The sequence below is a fragment of the Porcibacter vitabionis genome (assembly GCF_046263795.1).
Taxonomy (GTDB): domain Bacteria; phylum Bacillota; class Clostridia; order Lachnospirales; family Lachnospiraceae; genus Lachnocurva.
The window spans coordinates 146,660-165,575 of the sequence record NZ_JBJYZD010000003.1 but is presented as its reverse complement, the minus strand read 5'-3'; the positions used below and the strand labels follow the sequence as shown (position 1 = coordinate 165,575).

Below are 18,916 nucleotides of genomic sequence, written 5' to 3'. Positions count from 1 at the left end.
GTATAAATCCTTTCTTAATGTTTGTTATCGCACTTTCATGTGCATACTTGATTCGCCTAAGATCAAAGACCTTCGAAGATCTCGATCTCCTTGGAATCCTCGGTCAGAGTTACAACTGCCTTCTTGGTAGCAGCAGTACGACCGGTAACAGCGCCTCTGCGCTTGTTCTTACCCAGAACATTGATGGTGTTAACAGACTTGACCTTTACGCCGTCGAACATCTTCTCAACAGCTTCCTTGATCATGGTCTTGTTGGCATCCTTATGTACAAGGAATGTATACTTCTTATCACCCATCATGCTCATGCTCTTCTCGGTTACGACCGGACGGATGATGGTATCGTAATACTGAACATTAGCCATTATGCGTATACCTCCTCAATCTTCTGTACAGCATCCTTAGTAAGGACTACTGTGTTGTACTTCAGAACGTCGAATACGTTCAGTGTATTTGCCGGAAGGGTCTTAACATTCTGGATGTTCCGAGCGGACATATAGACATTCTTGTCGCTGTCAGCGGTAACAACCAGAGCCTTCTCAACGTTCAGGTTCTTCAGAACATTTACCATGTTCTTGGTTTTGATTTCGTCAAACTTCAGCTCATCAAGAACAAGAAGCTTCTTCTCTTCTACACGGGAAGTCAGTGCAGACTTTAATGCTGCTCTCTTTTCCTTCTTGTTCATCTTGATGCTGTAGTCACGCGGTACCGGTGCGAATACCATGCCGCCGCCGGTCCACTGAGGAGCACGAGTGGATCCCTGTCTTGCATGACCGGTTCCCTTCTGTCTCCAAGGCTTTCTTCCGCCACCGGAAACCTCAGATCTGGTCTTCGCCTTCTGGGTGCCCTGACGGTTATTTGCAAGCTGGGTCTTAACAGCGAGCTGAACCAGATGCTCATTTACATCTACGCCGAATACTGCGTCGTTCAGTTCGATCGTGCCAACTTCCTTGCCTTCCATATTATATACGGATACTGTTGCCATCGAATGGTCCTCCTTTCTTACTCTCAAGCCTTAACGGATTCTTTGATCGTTACCAGAGCCTTCTTTGCTCCGGGAACTGCGCCGCGGATCAGGAGTAAGTTGTTTTCTGCATCTACACGAACTACCTGAAGATTCTGTACAGTGGCCTGTACGGATCCCATATGTCCAGGCATTCCCTTGCCCTTGAATACACGGCTCGGGGTAGATGAAGTACCATTAGAACCCTGATGACGATGGAACTTAGAACCGTGAGCCATAGGTCCTCTGTGCTGGCCAAATCTCTTGATCGCACTCTCGAAACCATGTCCCTTGGTGATTGCGGTCACGTCAACCTTGTCACCCTCAGCGAAGATATCTGCCTTGATCTCATCAGCCAGCTTGTAATCAGCTGCATTCTCGAAACGGAACTCGCGGACGTACTTCTTCGCAGAAACGCCAGCCTTTTCAAAATGTCCCATCTCCGGCTTATTTGTGCCGTGTCTGTGAGCAACAGTCTTCTTGCCCTGAGCGTCCTTCTCAGTTACCTTTACAGCGTTGTCATAAAAGCCAACCTGTACGGCATCATAACCATCGTTGTCAACAGTCTTGATCTGAGTTACTACGCATGGTCCTGCTTCCAGGACAGTTACAGGAATGAGCTCGCCGTCTTCACTGAAGACCTGTGTCATTCCAAGCTTTCTTGCCAGAATAGCTTTCTTCATTTGAGTATTCCTCCTACTCTACAGCGGAACGCAATTTGCTTCGGATGAAATAGGACATCGTCTGCGCGCGTTCATTATAGGTAAACGGGGTTACCTTAGTTACCTTTTTGAAATGTAAACCGTAATCTTCTTTGGATTACTTCTCTTTCATCTTGATGTCGATGTAGACACCTGCAGGCATTTCCAGTCTGGAAAGTGCCTCGACCGTCTTCTGGGTCGGAGTCAGGATATCGATGAGTCTCTTGTGTGTTCTTCTCTCGAACTGCTCACGGGAATACTTGTACTTATGTACTGCGCGAAGGATCGTAACTACTTCCTTCTTGGTGGGAAGGGGTACCGGTCCGCTGACTACTGCACCGTTCTTCTTAACGGTTTCGATAATCTTCTGTGCGGATGCATCTACCAGTTCGTGATCGTAAGCCTTGAGTGTGATTCTCATTACCTGAGTTGCCATAAAAAAAGCCGCCTCCTTATTCGTACTTTTTGTCGTACGACAAGTGGTGACTGTACACTACTCCGTGTGTGTCCTATTCTCCACACACGCTGGTTTCTACTTTGCAGTAGACCTGAATTGTTACGTACAGTGACTTGTCGCCAGTTTCTTGACTTGACATTCGCTCCGCGGAATTACCAGCCTCATAGGCTGCAACTTCTCGTTTCATCGCTATCATGTCACAGCAATTGATATCATACCGTCTTTTTTCAGGTCATGCAAGTGGTTTTTATATTTTTTTGTATTTTTTTTGAAACATTGTAGTGTCCTGTCCCGTCGCAAGCCGGCGGGACAGATGATCGATCATACACGCTGTCCTGTGAATCTGCCTGCAGCCCCACAAGGGAGGACCAGACCGGATTCTGTTACCGGCAGACCTACTTCGTCGGCTTCAACCGTGCCCGGGAAATCCTTCAGGGCGGTGCTGATCATATAGTGAAGGACAGCAGGCTGCAGGCCGGTCGTATAAGAGTTCACCAGGAAGAAGAGCGGATCAGGTGCAAGGACCTGTGCCGTAAGTTTGATGAGGTCGTAGACATTGTCTTCCAGCTTCCAGATCTCGCCCTTGGGTCCTCTTCCATAGGAAGGGGGATCCATAATGATTCCATCATATTTATGGCCGCGGCGAATCTCCCGCTCGACAAATTTTCTGCAATCATCCACCAGCCAGCGGATTGGAGCATCTCCAAGGCCGGATGAAACGGCATTTTCCTTTGCCCAGTTGACCATTCCCTTGGCTGCATCAACATGAGTTACTTCTGCTCCGGCAGCCGCTGCTGCAATCGTCGCTCCACCGGTATAGGCAAAGAGGTTCAGGACCTTGATCGGTCGGTTTACATTTCTCTCCTTTTCCTTCCTTATAATAGAAGAAAACCACTCCCAATTGGCGGCCTGTTCCGGGAAGAGACCGGTATGTTTGAAGTGAAAGGGCTTGAGGTGAAAGGTCAGACAGCCGTCATTTCCCGGATACCATCCTAACCGCCCGCTGCCTGCTCCGGAAAACTCATAACGAATGGTCCACTCCTCCGGAAGGTCGAAGAATTCCCAGTCACCGCCGCCGCGGCTGCTTCTGTGATAGTGGGCATTCAGCTTTCTCCAGGCGGGGTTGGTCTTCGGGGTATCCCAGATGACCTGAGGATCCGGACGAAGCAGGGTGTATTTCCCCCAGCGTTCCAGCTTTTCCCCTTCCGAACAGTCTATGACTTCATAGTCCTTCCAATTTTTTGCTAAATACATTTCCAGTCCTTCTCCTTTTTATCATCACGAGAATACGAATTTCACTCTGGTGTACGATTTTCCATCTTCACATAAGTCCTGATAGCGCAGGACATGGCTTGCATTACAAACCACACTCTCGACCTAGCGCAGGACATGGCCTGCATTACAAACCACACTCTCGACCTAACGCAGGGCATGGCCTGCATCACAAACCACACTCTCGACTTATGTACCAAGCATTTTAGCATATCCTTAGGGGAAATAAAAACAGTAATGAGCGTCAGAAACACTCCTACGAAATTGTTTCCATGGCTTTTCAGACAAGCAATGTCATTGATTCTTTCATAAGATCCTCATAGGCTAAAGTCAAAGCTTTTCCTCCTTTGCCCCTGTTTCACATTGAGAAGAATCGACATCAGTTCCCCGGACTCTTTTTGACGAAAGAAGGCAATCGCCTGGTCTGTATTTTCTTCTGTGAAGAAATGCAGATCAGAAAGTGCCTGAAGACTTTCTCCATCGCTATGATCCCGGATCAGTTTTAGGATTTCTTCCATGTCTGTCAGAATCCGTTTGCGGATCGAAGCTTCCGTTTCCTTTTTCAGGTGCCTGCCCTGTTTTAGCCGGGAAATAGACAGATGCAGTTTTTCCAGGTTCCATCCGCCGCTCAGGAGGTTTTCGTCATATTCCCCATAATCGTATCGATGGCCGTTTTTCCCAAAGGAAGCCAGGAGGCGATTCATAAGATATCCATACTCAGACGGGAAAAGGATCTCGGTCCAGCCGTCTTCCTCCTCGAGATATGCTTTCTTCAGCCGGCAGTCCGTAAAAGCCTCTGCCCCGATCCTTCCAAGTGTCCTTGGCAGACGAACTTCCGTGATCTTGCTTCCATAGAAAGCCTCTGCCGCGATTGCTGTCAATGGGCCATTCAGTTTTTGAGAAATGTCGACCAGGTCGCCGGTGAAGTCCGGTTCTCCATAAATTGCTGTGTAGCTGTAAGGAGTTGTTTCCCGGTCTTCTTTCCTTTTCAGAAGGATACAGCCCTGAGAGACCGACAAGACCGGATTCCCTTCTTCAATCCGAACAGAAAGGCCCGGATCTTCATCCTCTTCCTTTTCCACCGAGAAAGCAGCCTCCGAGATTTCCTGTACGGAGGCTGGCAAAATCACTTCTTCCAGTCTCTGTGCCGAGAACAAGGCATGTTTCTGAATTCCTCTGCAGTCCTCTGCCAAACGGTATCTCCGGCGTGGATTCTCATGGTGAACAAGAGCCAGATATTTCCTTCCATGGATGAAATAGATTCCATACCCATCATCACTATAGTTTGGATTCCCCTCTTCCAGCTCCAGTTCGATCCCCCATTCCCCGGGTTCTTCCATCCACTCTACTGTCTTTGGTATCACAAGACTCGTAAGCTGCGTTGCATGAAAGGCATTTTTCCCAATATAGACCAGGCCCGAATTCAGTTGAATCTTCTGAAGGTAGACGGCGAATTCCAGAGCTTCCTCTTCAATGATCCGAATGCTGTCCGGAAGAACTACTTCTTCCACCAAAAGTCCATTCTCATAGAAAAGATGCCTGCCCAGACGTCCGACCGGGAGGCCTTCGATTTCCCCGGGAATCTCTATCCGGCTCTGACCGCCGGTACATGAGAGAAGTCGAATGGTCTGATCTGTAAGGATCTCATAGTGATAGATCGCCTGATTTTTTGGATCTATCCACTCTTTTACTTGCTCTGATCTTGCATTATCCACAATTTTTCCTCAGTTTTCCATGGACCATGTTTATTTCTGCCCGTTTTTTCGCATATCTTCTATATTTTCTATCTCTTCCATCAGTTCCTGATTTCGTTCGAAGACCATAAGTCTTTTATTATGGCGGTAATAGCCACTGCAGCCATTTTCGGCAATGAAGGCTGCTGCGTTCTTATCAACGGTCAGTTCCGTCACAAGAACCAGCATCTCATTGTCATCTCCGAAGACATCTTCCACGAAGGTAAAGAGATGATCCAGTTCTTCCGAAAGACGCGGTGTCTCTTGCAGCATTTCCTGAACCCTTTCCTGGAATTCCTGATTGACCAGGGCAAAATCATGATCTGTCTGATCATCTCCTTCGCTATCCAGGCGGTCCCAGCATGCCCGGACAAAACGCAGACAGTAAGCATAGGCATGGATCGATTCGCGACTCAGATTTCCTGCAGCCTTCTTCTGCTTTTGTTCTCTCTCCATCCGATCTTTCAGTTCCTGCAAGGCCTCATGAATGGACCCGGTCTCACTCTCCTTCATTTCCGCCAGTTTCCCATGAAGCATCTTCAGGGCATTTTCCTTCTCCATATGCTTTCGAATGCGGGGCTGAATCGCCTCCAAAAGCAGACCCGTAATGGTCAGACGCTCATCGAAGCCGGCTGCCCTGGCTCGATCCCGAATCTCTGCGCCTTCTCTTCCCAATAGAATGGAAGGAATCTGATAGTCCGATTTATATTTCTCATAGAGGGCATAATAGGTGGCAAATTCCCTGGCGATCCGGGGCGAACGGATGTACTGGCCGATCAGGATCTCATCAACGGGGAAGCCCTTCTCTTCATAGAGATAGAGTGCCTCCGACAGATCCTCCCAGCCCCGGGCAGTGACATAGCGCTTCTCATGTGCCGTGTTTTCCATATGATAAAAGTTATCCTGGTGGATTTCGAGATAGGTCAGGATCGCCTTATGGACGCCGCGTTTCTTGGCATATATTTTCCAGGCTTCGAAATCCGGTGTGATCTCCAGAAGGCGGAGCCGGTCCAGGGTGACCACGTCAAATTCCCTGACCGACCGATTGTATTCCGGCGGGTTTCCGGCAGTGACAATGACCCAGCCTTCCGGCACCTGATGGGTTCCGAAGGTCTTGTATTGAAGGAACTGCAGCATGGACGGGGCCAGAGTCTCAGAGATGCAGTTAATCTCGTCGAGAAAGAGAATGCCCTCGCGGATCCCGCTTTCCTCCATCGTGTCATAGATCGAAGAGATGATCTCACTCATGGTGTAATTGGTCACGTCATAAGGCTTGCCATCGAATTCTTTATGGACGATAAAAGGAAGACCAAGGGCGCTCTGTCTCGTGTGATGCGTCATGGAGTAGGACACGAGGGAAAGATTCATCTCCTCCGCGATCTGTTCCATGATCGCTGTCTTTCCGATGCCAGGTGCACCGACAAGAAAGATGGGGCGCTGTTTCTCGACCGGGATCCGGTAATTTCCAAACTCATCCTTGGTAAGATAGATTGCTGCCGAGCGCTTGACCTCTCTTTTTGCTTCCTGAATATTCATAAGATTCCTTTCTCTTTTGCCAGTTTACGAACGCCTGCATCGTTTGTATACAGCAGCTCTACGAGATATTTTCTCCAAGTTCCATCTCTTCCATCTCCTGGCCGGAGAGTTCATAAGTCATCGCCCATTCCGGTGTTTCGTGATAGCTTGCGCCGCTTTCTTTTAAAATGAAGGCCGTTTTGAAGTCCGGCTCTTCTGCAGGAAACATGCCCATGCCGTCGGTAAAATACAATAATCCGCATAGATCGAAATACTCGCCGGCCTGAACCTGTTCCTTTACATAAGTAAATACAGGGCGAAAGTCAGTTCCCCCTCCGCCATGGATCTCAATCGAATTCATGTAAGAATCGAAATCTTCTTCACTTTCGATCTTCACATCCTTCTGCACTTCACAATCGCATTGTATGATATGAAGATTCATTCTCCGGGTAAAAATATCCGTGTTTTTTAAGATCGAATAGGTCCGGTTCAGAAAGGCCCTTACGGCATTGCCCTGACAGGAGCCCGAGGTGTCAATGGCGATGACGAAGTCTTTGATCTTCGCTGCATCCCGATATTCCAGAGGCTCGATCAGTGGCATATTGCCATACATTTCCATCCCGTAATGGTAATAAATATAGTCAAAAGAATCCGGGTCGAGATGTACTTCCTCTGTCATCCTGGCAAAGCTTTTGAGGAAGTCCGTATAATCTTTCTCATCTCGGCGGATGTCATCGATCTTTGAAACGAGATCATTGGGAGTAAGTCCCATATTCTCTTCTTCATTTGCAATATTCAGCTTGGTCTGGGCGCCGATCTTCTTCCAGCTTTCTTCGGTCTCCGGGTTGGCCATGAGCATACGCCCATCCTGATTGGATTCACCATTGCCTTCCTTGCTGCTATTCATCCAGAACTGATGGAGATCAAAATGAAAGAGATCCTTCCTCTGCATCCACTCTTCGCGGAGGTCTTTCTTTTCCCGCAAATTGTGATAGATCCGCTCTGCTGTAAGCTGCCCGACGGTCTCGGATAAATCCTTCAGGAGGGAGCGCCGCTTGTTGTCATCCGAAAGTTCTGTTTCCCTAAGCTCCAGTGACAGCAGTTTGTCCTCTACCGCCAGATCACTTGCCAGATCCCAGGCTTCCATATTCATTTTTTCATATTGAAAAGGATGTCTGTAAATACAGTGAAGAAGCAGATGAAGATAGGTATGACAGATGCGCTCCGGGCTCGCTTGATAGCCCTCGATCAATGCATCCGGGTTCACAAACAGCACCTGACCGTTCGTACCCATTCCCGCCGGAATGGCTGCTTGTCCTTCCCTGTCCAGCCAGCCGCTGAAATCTTCCGGCAGATAGTAGTATTCCGGCATAATAAGGATTGCCCGGTTGAAGTAAGGCATGCGAAGAACCAGGCGGTCTCTGACAAGGTTTAGTATCTTATGCGACAGCCGCTCCAAGGGATCCGGCTCATGATCTACGAATAATTGTGCAATATGACCTGGCATACCATCTATAAGACCCATGGCAGTCCTCCGGAAAACTGGTTAAAAGAATCGAGGTATCGAGAAAATCCTAACATACTATTACTATATTTCACAAGGTTTTCTCAAACAATTCTCCCATCGTAAAAAACCTCATGCAGGATCTCTCCCACATGAGGTTTCCGGTAAGTAAAACCAATTTGTTTTTATTTTGACAGATCCACTTTCCGTATGGCTTCCCGTACGGAAAGGATTCTGGACGGGCTTACGGAAAGCTCGTCTACGCCCATACGAAGGAAGGTCTCGGTCAGGCTGGTATCAGCGCCCAATTCACCGCAGATGCCGACCCAGGCTCCGCCCTTATGACCGTTTTCGATGGTCATTTGGATCTCACGAAGAACTGCCGGATGATGGGTATCTGCAATCTTCTCCAGTTTTGCATTCTGGCGGTCACAAGCCAGGGTATACTGTGTCAGATCATTGGTTCCGATGGAGAAGAAATCGACTTCTTTTGCCAGGTCTTCACTGATCATGACTGCGGCCGGTGTCTCAATCATTACACCCTGCTCTACATTTCCGTAGGGAATTCCCTGATCGTCCAGTTCCTTTTTGACTGCTTTCACGATTTCCTTGATCTGGAGGACTTCATTCACAGAAATGATCATGGGGTACATGATTCCGATATTGCCATAGTAACTGGCGCGGAAAATGGCGCGAAGCTGAGTTTTGAAGATCTCCGGCCGATCCAGGCAGATCCGGATGGCGCGGTAGCCAAGCGCCGGATTGTCTTCCTTATCCAAATGGAAGTAATCGACCTGCTTATCCGCACCGATATCCAAAGTACGGATGATCACCTGTTTTCCGGCCATGGTCTCTGCAACCGTCTTATAAGCCTGGAACTGCTGCTCCTCACTCGGATAATCATCGCAGCCCAGATAGAGGAACTCGCTTCGGAAGAGTCCGATGCCGCCGGCGTCATTTTGGAGGACGTCCGGAACATCACCTACACCGCCGATATTGGCATAGAGTTTGATCTTCTTTCCATCGAGGGTTACATTTTCCTTACCCTTCAGTTCCTGAAGGAGACGCTTCTTTTCGTTGTCTTCTTCCTGTTTCTTCTGGTAGGCTTTCAGTGTCTCCTCGTCCGGATCAACGATCAGTTTTCCTTTATAGCCATCTACAATACCAAGATGCCCGTCCATCTCTTCCTGATAATCCACACCGATCAGGGAAGGGATCCCCATGGTCCTGGCCAGGATCGCCGTATGAGAATTGGTCGATCCGCCACGTGTAACAAAGGAAAGGATCAGGGATTTATCCAGCTGAACGGTCTCACTGGGTGCCAGATCCTCTGCCAGAAGGATGACCGGCTTGTCCGAACGAATACCGCCATTGTCGGCTCCCTGCAGGATCGATACGACCCGGTTGGAGATATCCTTGATATCCGCAGAGCGTGCCCGCATATAGTCATCATCCATTGCGGCAAACATCTGAGAGAAGTTGTCTCCAGTGGTTGCTACCGCATATTCGGCATTGACCATCTGGTTTTTGATGATGCCCCGGATCGAGTCGAGATAGTCCCCGTCCTCCAGCATCATCTGATGAACCTCGAAGATCTCGGCATTGGCCTCTCCGACCTCTTTCAAAGCCTTGTCATGCAGTTCCTGAAGCTGTTCCTTTGCCTTGTCTTTCGCTTTTTGAAAGCGTTCAATCTCGGCATCGGGATCCTCTATTTTCGTCCGCTTTACGACATTGTCTGCTTTGGCATAAACAGAAAGGGGACCAATTGCGACACCGCCGAAAACGCTCTTTCCCTGAATTTCCATTCCTTTTATCCTCTCTATAGATAAAAACTGCTGCAAGGCACAAGGCTCTGCAGCAGTTTCGTCCATTCGTTACAGATTTTCCTTAAGGAATTTCTCGAGATCTGCTGCAGCAGCATCTTCATTATCACCATCGCAGGCAACGGTGATCGTCATGCCCTGCTTTACGCCAAGGCTCATCACTCCGAGGATCCGCTTTGCATCTACTTCCTTACCATCTTTTGCAATGGTAACCTTGCAAGGATACTTTGCAGCTTCTTTCACAAAAAGTCCTGCAGGTCTTGCGTGCATTCCCAGGGGATCCGTGATTGTATACTCGAAAGTCTTCATAAGGTCATGTCCTCCTTCTATTCTCTCGATCCGCCTGTTTCGCTGGCCGGATCGAATTTCTTATGTTCTTTATTATAACTTAACATCAAAGCCTTGGAAATAAAATTTGAAAGAATTCCTATTCTTCCTCCTCTATTTTCAAGGCTTATTATGATATGTTGCAGTTTGGCAGCGGTTACCTCATTTCTGCATCCTTTTTCAAAAGGCCAAGCATGAAACAGGTGATGGCAGAGCCAATCAGCCAGGCAACGATATATAAGAAAGGATGACCGACTGTTGCGAATACGAATACTCCACCGTGAGGTGCCATCAATGTGCACTTGAATACAGCGGACAGGAGTCCTGCTACTGCTGATCCCACGAAGGTTGCCGGAATGACATGACCGGGATCCGATGCGGCAAAAGGAATGGCACCTTCGGTAATAAAGCTTGCGCCCATGATGATATTTGTGATCTTGGTCTCCTGCTCAGCCTTTGTGAATTTCTGCGGGAAGAAGATCGTTGCAAGAGCAATTCCCAGAGGAGGAACCATACCACCAACCATGACGGCTGCCATGGAGATGTAGCAGACCTGAACTTTCGGATCAGACATGGATGCGCCATTTGCTGTGAGTTCTGCTGCGGTAGCCAATACACCGGTACCGAATACATAAGCTGCCTTGTTGATTGGGCCGCCCATGTCGATTGCCATCATACCGCCGAGGATCAGGCCCAGAAGCCAGATCATTCCGGATGCATAAATCGCATTCAGCATTACAGAAAGCCCGGTATTTACCAAGCCGATCAGCGGATTCAGAATGAAGCACATGAGTACTGTTTCAAAGAACATGCCAACCAGGGGATAGATCAGGATCGGACGGATACCCTGCAGGGACTTTGGCATATTCTTCGTCCACTTTTGAAGCAAGAGAACAATATAGCCCGCAAGGAAACCAGCTGCAATTCCTCCGAGGAAACCGGAAACTGTATTACCACCATTCTTACCGACGAAAGCAAAATCTTTTACAAAGCCGAGGAAACCTCCTACTGCCTTGTCTGAGAAGAGAAAAGCTCCTTTCCCATCTCCTCCGAAAAGGGCAGGATTACCATTACTTGCCAGGATTCCTCCGAGAAAACCAACGGCAAGGCCGGGCCGGTCGGCAATCGAATATGCGATGTAACCTGCAAGTACAGGTACCATCATTCCCATAGCAAGACCACCGGCATTCTTCAGGAAGGCAGAAACCGGAGTTGCAGTACCGAAAGCACTTCCGATGGAACCATAGCCCATCAAAGTATCCAGAAGGAATGCCAGAGCAACCAGAATACCGCCACCGATAACGAATGGAAGCATATGAGATACACCGCTCATGAGATGGGTATAAATGGTATGTCCGACGCTTCCGCCGCTCCTGCTCTCGGATGCATTATCCTCTTCGGAGGCATCTCCGGCCGGATGATAGATCGGCGCGTCCTGGGCCTGGGCTTTCTTTACAAGCTCCTCCGCCTTATGAATACCATCAGCAACACGGACCTCGATCAGGTGCTTGCCTGCGAAACGCTCCATGGGAACCTTGGCATCGGCAGCAATAATCACTCCCTTGGCTCTCTTGATCTCATCCTCTGTGATGATATTCTTTGCACCACCAGATCCTCTGGTCTCTACTTTGACCTTAATACCAAGGGCTTTTCCTGCCTTTTCAATCGCCTCAGCAGCCATATAGGTATGAGCAATACCGGTCGGACATGCCGTTACTGCAAGGACCTCTACATCACTGGTATCGGCATTGGCCTTTTCCTCATCCTTTGCCTGCTTGTCCGATTCTGCGGCTTCAATGATATTTAAAAACTCAGCTTTCGTCTTGGCATTTTTCAGACTCTGAACAAAGCCTTCATCCATCAAAAGCTCTGACAGACGGGAAAGTACTTCCAGATGTACATTATCCTTGGTATTCGGTGCTGCAATCAAAAAAATCAGATGAACCGGTTCTCCATCCAGGGAATCATAATCCACTCCCTCCGGAAGAACCATTGCCGCCAATCCGGGTGCAGATACCGCATCGGATTTGCAATGCGGTATGGCAATCCCGTCTCCGATTCCTGTTGTGCTCTCCTTTTCACGAGCAAAGACACCGGATTCATAGGTTTCGCGGTCTGTGATATTTCCGCGTTTTACCATGAGGTCAACCATCTTTTTGATGACGTCCTCTTTTGAAGCAGCCGAGCCATGAAGTTCAATACTTTGCTCAGCCAGAAGATCTCTAACCTTCATTTCTACCCCACCTTTCCTAGTAAATAGATCTGTTAATATCCCAATTTATTCCTACAGAACCATTGTCTGTTAGAAGCATATGACAATCAATCCAGGTCATGCCGGCCGAATTCGTGCAAGATGTCAATGACCCTCTGTCGGGTGGCAAGTTCCTCAGAATGAGCCGATGCACCGCCACTGCAGTTTCCGATATAAAATGCTTTCTCGTAATCCTGAAAGACATCGCATCCATAAATAAAACCTGCGACAAAAGAGTCTCCGGCGCCGACGGTATTCTTGGGCTTCCCCTTGGCAGCACCGGCATGGAAGACCTGGCCATCCTCGGTCACCATCATAGCCCCCAGGCTTCCCATGGAGACGATGACATTCCTGGCTCCCTTTTCCTGTAACATCTTGGCATAAGGTATGGCTTCTTCATAAGTATGGATATGAACGCCGAAGATTTCGCCAAGTTCATGATGATTGGGTTTCACCATGAAGGGATGATATGGAAGAACATTAACCAAGAGGTCTCTTGTCGCATCGACGACCACGCGGAGCTTTTTCTCTTTCAAGTGCTCGAGAATATCCATGTACATGGTCTCCGGCATTACAGAAGGAATCGCTCCTGCCAGAACCAGGGTATCACCATCCTGCAGTTGATCCAGTTTCTGATAGAGAGCTTTGATATCCTGATCTTTGATTTTCGGTCCCTGTCCGTTGATGGCGGTCTCCTTATTCGAGCGCACCTTGACATTGATTCTGGACTGGCCCTCTTCGACCTCAATGAAGTCTGTCTTCACACCGCGGACATTCAAGAGCCTCTTGATCTCTTCCCCGGTAAAGCCTGCCGTAAAGCCCAGGGCCGTGCTTTCTTCCCCCAGGTTCTTCAGAACGATCGAGACATTAATGCCCTTTCCGCCGGCCAGGATCTTCTCGTCCTTGGTTCGGTTAATATAGTCCAGGCGGAAGTCGTCTACATCAACGATATAATCCAGTGATGGGTTAAAAGTGACTGTATAAATCATGATCTGCTCACCTCCACAATGTTCTGGCAGCCCTGAAATCCGGGCCTGTCAACTCGATCCGTCAATATTGTTGCTGCATGAAAATCCGCAAACCGAACGGAAGAAACCAAACCGAACTTGCTGTAATCAGCTAGTACATAGGCCTCTCTCGAATGGCTCATGGCAATTTCCTTTACCATAGCTTCCTTCAGTTCCGGCGTCGTCAGACCTTCTTTTTTGGTGATTCCATTGGTTCCGAAGAAGCCCTTGCTGAAATTGTATTTCCGAAGCGAATAGATGGCATCCTCGCCAACGATGGCTTCGGTCGCATTCTTGAATTCGCCTCCCAAAATGTAGACCGTAAAACCTAAGCCTGCCAGTTTCTTGGCATGACTGATTGCATTTGTTACAAAAGTAGAATCTCTTTCGGTAATATAGTCGATCATACATTCCGTTGTTGTGCCGGCATCCAGATAGATAAAATCCCCAGGCTGAATCAGAGAAGCCGCGTATTTTGCGACCTCGTTTTTCTCTGCCACATTTCTGGCTTTTCTAAGATGGACCTCATCATCCCTGGAAGTGAAAATCGTCGGATTCCCGGCGGTGATAGCCCCGCCTCGAACTTTTTGCAGCTTTCCTTCCTGATCCAAATAGGTCAGATCTCTTCGAATGGTCGATTCTGAACTGTCTAATTTTTTCATGAGTTCAGAGACCGTCACACTTCCGTTGGTATCCAGCAGGTCCAGGATTCTTCCAAGTCTTTCCTCAGTTAGCATCTAACTACCCCGCCTATCTTTCAATCAGATTCTTTCATTTCCAACCAGAATCATTCTTTACACTAGCATTATATGAGGTAATTCATTCATAATCAATCATTTTCGGTCAAAATCATTCACAAAATGCAGTGTCTATTTTTAGTCATTTTGCTAAGTCAGTCATAATCCACAGAAATCAGGCAAAGTCCCTTGGCCGGAGCTGTCGGCCCTGCTTTCTTCCGATCCTTGGCCTCCAGAATGCTTGTCATATCATCCGGAGTCATTCTATGGTATCCGACTTCCAGAAGGGTCCCTACCAGGATTCGAACCATATTCTGGAGAAAGCCTGTCCCATGTACCGTGATATAGATATATCCCTTTGCCCGGCGGACATCGAGGCGGTCTACATTTCTTACTGTCGATTTCTTCATGTGGCTATTACCGCAGAAACTCTTGAAATCATGTTCTCCGATCAGATGCTCTGCTGCTTCTGCCATCTTTTCGGTATCCACCGGCTGATCCAGGTAGGTATAATACTTCCGATTAAAAACCGGACGAACGGGACCGTCATAGAGGGTATATTGATAGGTCTTACCTTGTGCTTTATAACGGGCATGGAAACGATCCGAAGCCAGACTGACCTCCCGTACCGCAATGTCATCCGGGAGATAGCGGTTCATATAATCGCGGATCTGTTCCGGGGTAAGAGCAGTGTCCAAAAATACATTCGCAATCATCGCCCTGGCATGCACTCCCGCATCTGTTCGTCCTGCACCGATCAGTTGGATTTTGCAGTCATTTTGCATAAAATCCGTATCCTTAAGATCCAGTCCGCACATCCGAGCCAGGACCGTTTCCAATTTTCCCTGAATGGTTTCCTTCCCCGGCTGATGTTCCCAGCCAAAGTAGCGGGTCCCATCATATGCGATTTTTAATTTATAATTCCGAATCATACTTACCCTCCACAAAATTGCGATCTGCATCTTAGTAAAATATGTGTGTCAACTACCTTATAAGTCTCTTTTATAATTAAAAAAGCCTCCCGGGAAATCCCCGGAAGGCTTTTCATTTACTTATGGAATAATCAAGAGAGATTACTCAATGACCTCAGATACACGTCCGGAACCAACGGTACGGCCACCTTCACGGATAGCGAAGGTAAGACCCTGCTCCATAGCTACCGGATGGATGAGCTCTACAGTCATCTCTACGTTATCACCAGGCATGCACATCTCAGTTCCCTCAGGAAGAGTGATAAGACCGGTAACGTCAGTAGTTCTGAAGTAGAACTGAGGACGATAGTTATTGAAGAAAGGAGTATGACGACCACCCTCGTCCTTGGTCAGTACGTAAACCTGAGCCTTGAACTTCTTGTGGCAGGTAACGGTGCCGGGCTTTGCTACAACCTGACCTCTTTCGATCTGGTCACGGTCAATACCACGAAGCAGCATACCAACGTTATCACCAGCCTCTGCGAAGTCAAGAGACTTACGGAACATCTCAAGACCGGTAGCAACGGACTCTTCCTTGTCCTCACGGATACCAAGGATCTCAACCGGATCATTCAGCTTGATTGTACCACGCTCTACACGGCCGGTAGCAACGGTACCACGACCGGAAATGGTGAATACGTCCTCGACAGGCATAAGGAAAGGCTTGTCGTTATCACGCTGAGGCTCAGGAATGTAAGAATCAACAGTGTCCATGAGTTCCATGATGCAGTCGCCCCAGTTCTTGTCAGGGTGCTCAGGATCCAGAGGATCGCCGTTAGCCAGCTTTGCAGGAGCGGTATCGTCCTGAAGAGCCTGGTAAGCAGATCCCTTGATGATCGGGCAGCCTTCAAAACCATACTCTTCGAGCTGCTCAGTAACTTCCATCTCAACCAGCTCAAGAAGCTCAGGATCATCGATCATATCGCACTTGTTCAGGAATACAACGATGTAAGGAACACCTACCTGACGAGCCAGAAGGATGTGCTCCTTGGTCTGTGCCATAACGCCATCGGTAGCTGCAACTACAAGGATGGAACCATCCATCTGAGCTGCACCGGTGATCATGTTCTTAACGTAGTCAGCATGGCCCGGGCAGTCAACGTGAGCATAGTGACGCTTCTCGGTCTGATACTCAACGTGTGCGGTAGAAATGGTAATACCTCTCTCACGCTCTTCCGGTGCCTTATCGATCTGATCGAATGCCTCAGCCTTGTTTCCTTCTACACGCTCAGAAAGAACCTTGGTGATAGCTGCGGTCAGAGTTGTTTTACCATGGTCTACGTGACCGATGGTACCGATGTTGACATGGGGTTTTGTTCTGTCAAATTTAGCCTTTGCCATTTGAAACTTCCTCCTTAAATCATTTGTCCAAAAGGACATTTTTTGTTTCTTTGAAAAACTCTCAGATAGATTGATTATATGCAAGAATCCAATGTTTTTCAACTGTTTTCTCTGTTTCAGGTCAAATATGGACCCGAAACAGAGAATTTAATTATTTCTTCAGGTCTTCGATAACCTTCTGCTGTACATTCTTCGGAGCCGGTTCATATTTCTCGAAGAACATGGAGTAGTTACCACGTCCCTGAGTCTCGGAACGAAGCGCTGTAGAATAACCGAACATCTCGGACAGAGGAACCAGAGCCTTGACGATCTTGCCGTTTCCGACATCATCCATGCCCTCAATCTGTCCACGACGGGAGTTCAGATCTCCGATTACATCACCCATGTATTCCTCAGGCATGGTAACCTCAACCTTCATGATCGGCTCAAGAAGGACAGGTGCTGCCTTTGCCATAGCTTCCTTGAAGCAGAGGGAACCTGCGATATGGAAAGCCATTTCAGAGGAATCGACTTCGTGATAAGAACCATCATACAGATCTGCCTGGATACCTACTACAGGATAGCCTGCAAGGATACCGGACTGAGCTGCTTCCTGGATACCTTCATCGATAGCCGGGATATATTCCTTCGGAATTGCACCGCCGGTAACGGAGTTAATAAACTTGTAAGTCTCCTCTGCGTTTGCATCCATCGGTGTGAAGCGAACCTTACAATGTCCGTACTGTCCACGACCACCGGACTGCTTGGCATACTTGTATTCCTGATCAACAGGCTTGGTGAAGGTCTCCTTGTAGGCAACCTGAGGTGCACCTACATTGGCCTCAACGTTGAACTCTCTCTTCAGACGGTCAACGATGATCTCCAGATGGAGCTCGCCCATACCTGCGATGATGGTCTGACCGGTCTCGGAATCGGTATGCTGGCGGAAGGTAGGATCCTCTTCAGCAAGCTTTACAAGAGCTTCGCCCATCTTCTGCTGGTCTGCCTTGGTCTTCGGCTCGATGGCCAGCTGGATAACCGGCTCAGGGAATTCCATGGACTCAAGGATTACAGGATGATTCTCATCACAGATGGTATCACCGGTAGAAGTGTTCTTGAATCCTACAACGGCTGCGATATCGCCGGCATAGATCTCGTCCAGTTCCTGACGCTTGTTAGCGTGCATGAGAAGAAGACGACCTACACGCTCCTTCTTACCCTTCGTTGCATTCAGTACATAGGAACCAGCCTTGCAGTGACCGCTGTATACACGAACGAATGCAAGACGTCCTACGAAAGGATCGGAAATGATCTTGAATGCCAGTGCAGAGAAAGGCTCGTCATCAGATGAATGGCGGTCTACTTCGTTGCCATCCAGATCGGTACCCTTGATTGCAGGGATATCGGTAGGAGCAGGCATGTACTCGATAACACCATCCAGAAGCTTCTGGATACCCTTATTCTGGTGTGCGGAACCGCAGAATACCGGCACTGCCTTGTTGGCAATGGTGCCGGCACGAAGTGCCTTCTTCATCTCATCGATGGTAGGCTCTTCACCGTCCAGATACTTCATCATAAGGTCATCATCCAGATCGCAGATCTTCTCTACCATATCGGTATGCCATTTTTCTGCGACATCCTTCAGATCGTCACGAATATCCTGAATAGTGATATCCTGACCCTGCTTATCGTTATAGATGTATTCCTTCATCTCGAAGAGGTCGATGACTCCTTCGAAATAATCTTCCTTACCGATCGGATACTCAACACAAACGGGGTTCTTGCCCAGCTTGGTTACGATCTCATGAACGGTGTTCTCGAAGTTTGCGCCAAGGATATCCATCTTATTAACGAAGGCCATACGAGGTACATTATATGTATCTGCCTGACGCCATACGTTTTCAGACTGAGGCTCAACGCCACCCTTAGCATCAAATACGCCGACTGCACCATCCAGTACACGAAGGGAACGCTCAACTTCTACAGTGAAGTCTACGTGGCCCGGGGTATCGATGATGTTGATACGGTTGGGCTTGGCACCCTTCTTCGGCTTATTCTGTTCCTGTTCTGTCCAGTGACATGTGGTAGCAGCAGAGGTGATGGTGATACCACGCTCCTGCTCCTGCTCCATATAGTCCATGGTAGCAGTTCCCTCGTAGGTCTCACCGATCTTATAGTTTACACCAGTGTAGTACAGGATACGCTCTGTCAGAGTGGTCTTACCTGCATCGATGTGGGCCATAATACCGATGTTTCTGGTACGCTCGAGGGGGAATTCTCTTTCACCCATTTTATTCT

16 protein-coding genes are annotated in these 18,916 nt (G+C 48.3%); all 16 read right to left on the bottom strand.

What is annotated here, in order from left to right; all coding sequences use genetic code 11:
- Positions 1-62 precede the first annotated feature (62 nt).
- On the bottom strand, positions 63-362 hold the full coding sequence (gene rplW / locus ACKX2L_RS03945) for a 50S ribosomal protein L23 (RefSeq protein ID WP_497550280.1): 300 nt from the start codon (positions 360-362) through the stop codon (positions 63-65).
- On the bottom strand, positions 362-982 hold the full coding sequence (gene rplD / locus ACKX2L_RS03940; RefSeq protein ID WP_497550281.1) for a 50S ribosomal protein L4: 621 nt from the start codon (positions 980-982) through the stop codon (positions 362-364). The genes rplW and rplD overlap by 1 nt, the downstream gene beginning before the upstream one ends.
- A gap of 23 nt (positions 983-1,005) precedes the next feature.
- The gene (gene rplC, locus ACKX2L_RS03935) at positions 1,006-1,683 is read right to left on the bottom strand and encodes a 50S ribosomal protein L3 (RefSeq protein WP_497550282.1); all 678 of its coding nucleotides are present in this window, start codon (positions 1,681-1,683) and stop codon (positions 1,006-1,008) included.
- A gap of 136 nt (positions 1,684-1,819) precedes the next feature.
- Positions 1,820-2,137, bottom strand: a complete 318-nt coding sequence (gene rpsJ / locus ACKX2L_RS03930; protein WP_497550283.1) for a 30S ribosomal protein S10 — start codon at positions 2,135-2,137, stop codon at positions 1,820-1,822.
- Positions 2,138-2,479: 342 nt separating this feature from the next.
- Positions 2,480-3,412, bottom strand: coding sequence for a class I SAM-dependent methyltransferase (locus ACKX2L_RS03925; RefSeq protein ID WP_497552654.1), 933 nt, complete (start codon positions 3,410-3,412; stop codon positions 2,480-2,482).
- A 335-nt stretch (positions 3,413-3,747) separates the two neighbouring features.
- Entirely contained in the window at positions 3,748-5,145 is a 1,398-nt protein-coding gene (locus ACKX2L_RS03920) for a leucine-rich repeat protein (protein WP_497552653.1), read from the bottom strand.
- Positions 5,146-5,175: 30 nt separating this feature from the next.
- Positions 5,176-6,699: an AAA family ATPase gene (locus ACKX2L_RS03915; protein WP_497552652.1), complete on the bottom strand. Its 1,524-nt coding sequence runs from the start codon at positions 6,697-6,699 to the stop codon at positions 5,176-5,178.
- A gap of 58 nt (positions 6,700-6,757) precedes the next feature.
- Entirely contained in the window at positions 6,758-8,203 is a 1,446-nt protein-coding gene (locus ACKX2L_RS03910) for a vWA domain-containing protein (RefSeq protein WP_497552651.1), read from the bottom strand.
- Between the two features lie 164 nt (positions 8,204-8,367).
- Positions 8,368-9,987, bottom strand: a complete 1,620-nt coding sequence (ptsP, locus tag ACKX2L_RS03905) for a phosphoenolpyruvate--protein phosphotransferase (RefSeq protein ID WP_497552650.1) — start codon at positions 9,985-9,987, stop codon at positions 8,368-8,370.
- A gap of 69 nt (positions 9,988-10,056) precedes the next feature.
- A complete protein-coding gene (locus ACKX2L_RS03900) occupies positions 10,057-10,314 on the bottom strand; it encodes an HPr family phosphocarrier protein (protein WP_497550295.1) in 258 nt (85 codons plus the stop codon).
- Between the two features lie 175 nt (positions 10,315-10,489).
- Positions 10,490-12,565, bottom strand: a complete 2,076-nt coding sequence (locus tag ACKX2L_RS03895; RefSeq protein WP_497552649.1) for a PTS fructose transporter subunit IIABC — start codon at positions 12,563-12,565, stop codon at positions 10,490-10,492.
- Positions 12,566-12,651: 86 nt separating this feature from the next.
- A complete protein-coding gene (gene pfkB / locus ACKX2L_RS03890; RefSeq protein ID WP_497552648.1) occupies positions 12,652-13,572 on the bottom strand; it encodes a 1-phosphofructokinase in 921 nt (306 codons plus the stop codon).
- Positions 13,569-14,327, bottom strand: coding sequence for a DeoR/GlpR family DNA-binding transcription regulator (locus tag ACKX2L_RS03885; RefSeq protein WP_497552647.1), 759 nt, complete (start codon positions 14,325-14,327; stop codon positions 13,569-13,571). Before ACKX2L_RS03885 ends, pfkB begins: the two co-directional genes overlap by 4 nt.
- A gap of 155 nt (positions 14,328-14,482) precedes the next feature.
- Entirely contained in the window at positions 14,483-15,259 is a 777-nt protein-coding gene (truA, locus tag ACKX2L_RS03880; RefSeq protein ID WP_497552646.1) for a tRNA pseudouridine(38-40) synthase TruA, read from the bottom strand.
- 141 nt (positions 15,260-15,400) lie between these two features.
- Positions 15,401-16,639: an elongation factor Tu gene (gene tuf, locus ACKX2L_RS03875; protein WP_497552645.1), complete on the bottom strand. Its 1,239-nt coding sequence runs from the start codon at positions 16,637-16,639 to the stop codon at positions 15,401-15,403.
- Between the two features lie 151 nt (positions 16,640-16,790).
- Positions 16,791-18,908, bottom strand: coding sequence for an elongation factor G (gene fusA / locus ACKX2L_RS03870; protein ID WP_497552643.1), 2,118 nt, complete (start codon positions 18,906-18,908; stop codon positions 16,791-16,793).
- Positions 18,909-18,916: the final 8 nt, after the last annotated feature.